2 protein-coding genes are annotated in these 2204 nt (G+C 65.2%); both read left to right on the forward strand.

Annotated elements, in window-relative coordinates:
* Positions 1-74 precede the first annotated feature (74 nt).
* Positions 75-596, forward strand: a complete 522-nt coding sequence (locus ACFSKW_RS49870; protein ID WP_379582029.1) for an integrase core domain-containing protein — start codon at positions 75-77, stop codon at positions 594-596.
* 178 nt (positions 597-774) lie between these two features.
* Entirely contained in the window at positions 775-1683 is a 909-nt protein-coding gene (locus ACFSKW_RS49875; protein WP_379582030.1) for a CAP domain-containing protein, read from the forward strand.
* The last annotated feature ends 521 nt before the right edge of the window (positions 1684-2204 follow it).

The following is a 2204-nucleotide window of genomic DNA, read 5'->3' on the forward strand; positions in this document are numbered from 1 at the left end:
TACCTCTTCCAGACTTCTGTCAGCTTATGTAGCCGACTGTCCGGAATCTGTTTGGCACCTCAATCACTTTGAACTTGCAGCGCCAGTACATCCTGGCGGTCATCGAGCACGCCACCAGGCGCGTTCGAGTGCTGGGCACTACCGCGCACCCGAACGCGAGCTGGGTCATCCAGGCGATCAAGAATCTCGTGATGGATCTGGAGGATGCGGGCTGCCGGGCGCGCTATCTGATCCGAGACCGGGATGCCAAGTTCCCGGCCCTCATGGACGAGATCCTGTCCGACGCAAGCATCCAGACCGTGCTCACCGGGATCCGGATGCCGCGCATGAACGCGGTCATGGAGCGATGGGTGCAGTCCTGCCGCCGCGAGTTTCTGGACCCCTGCCTGATCTGGAACGAACGCCACCTGCGGCACGCCCTGCTCGAGTACGAACGGGTTTACAACCAGCAACGCGCCCACCAAGCCCTGGCCCAAGCGGCACCACTGCGTACCGTCCCAGATCCGATCACTGATCCGAAGCGAATCGATGACCTGAACATACGCCGACGAGATCGGCTCGGCGGGGTTCTCCACGAGTACTCACATGCCGCTTGACCTGGATGGATAGAGTTTTCGGCAGGCGCACAGGTCGTACATGTACGGGCTCGGCCCGGCGTTGGGTGCTGAGTTGAGGTTACCCACAGCGTGAAATGTCCGTATTGTCGTGACAAGTCGGTATTGGATCCGACAGAATGCGGGACCACCACCGTCTCCCTCCACCGGAGGATCCCTCATGCGTCGACCCCTCGGGGTACTCGCCGTCGTCGCCAGCCTCGCCTCCTGCACCCCGTCGACTGGCGGGGCGGCCGGAGCAGCGCCGGAGGTGACCGCGTCGGCGGAGGGTGCGGCGCCGGCCTCGACACCGACGCAGACCGAGGAGGCGGCTCCCGAGCCGGCCTCCGAATCGGACGAGTGCCGCGTGAGCGTGGCCAGGCCGGGCACCTCCACGCTCAGAATCCAGACCTCGGCCGTCCGCCGTGGCTGTGTGCGCCCGGCGCTGCTGCGCATCCAGGTCAAGCGCGCCATCCCCGGCGACGATCCGGTCGTCAAAAGCGGCGCCACCAGGAAGGGCCGCATCACCCTGACGATGCCCTGCAAGCCGGGCACGTACTATGCGGTCGCCACCGACTACCGGGGTGGCACCGCCAAGTCCAAGGCCGTACAACTGACCTGCGTCACCCCAACCCCCACCCCCACGACGCGGGAGACAGGGGCGCCGCCGGTTTCCGAGCAGAAAGAGGCCATCTCCTCCGTCGGCACGGCATTGGAGAACGAGGTCGTCCGGCTGACCAACGCCGAGCGGGTCAAGGGAGGCTGCCACCCGCTCAAGCACGACGCGCGGCTGCGCAGGGCAGCGTTCGGGCACTCGGCCGACATGGCGAAGAACGACTACTTCGACCACGACTCCCAGGACGGCCGCGACATGGCGGACCGCATTCGTGCGACCGGCTTCACCGGCTCGGCCTTGGGCGAGAACATCGCCATGGGGCAGCGGTCGGCGGTCGAGGTGGTCAAGGGCTGGATGAACAGCGACGGCCACCGGAAGAACATCATGAACTGCTCGTACACCCTCATCGGGGTGGGCGCGGCCAAGGACGCGAAGGGGCAGATCTACTGGACGCAGGACTTCGCCGCCCGCTGATTCACAGCCTCTTGAACGACGGCGGTGAAGAACTGTGTGGTGTCGGCATCACGGATGTGAGCGATCAGCCATTCCAGACGCTCGCCCACGGCCGGGGCGGACTCGTCCGCCGCATGAGGAGGGGGTGAAGACGAAGACACAGGCTCATCTCCCGGGCTGGCTGATCGTGATGGACCCGACCCTATAGCCGAATCAGGCAATGCAGAACATCTCCCGGAAAATGCAGACGGAGTGTCTAACGTGCGACGGCCCGGCTGGTCATGCGTGTGCCACAAGGCGGGACTTCGTTCGCGCTACACCCGCAGGGAGAGACGCCACAACGGGGACATCCGTCCAGCACTGTCCACGTGCATTCACGGCCGATGTGCAGCTCCATCGCCAGTATCGCCACCGGCACTACGCCCATGAACAGCAGCGGAATCCCAAGGTGGGGGCCGTCGTCCGGGTCGATCTTGGCTGGGTGGGCCCGCCTCGAAGATCGTCACAGGTCCCCACGATAGGAACCTCATACGCGGGCATTC

It is taken from the genome of Nonomuraea mangrovi, from assembly GCF_042681425.1.
GTDB lineage: Bacteria > Actinomycetota > Actinomycetes > Streptosporangiales > Streptosporangiaceae > Nonomuraea > Nonomuraea mangrovi.

Excerpts from the sequence above, each read along its gene's own strand:
- ACFSKW_RS49875 (WP_379582030.1), top strand. The coding sequence starts at position 775 with ATGCGTCGACCCCTCGGGGTACTCGCCGTCGTCGCCAGCCTCGCCTCC.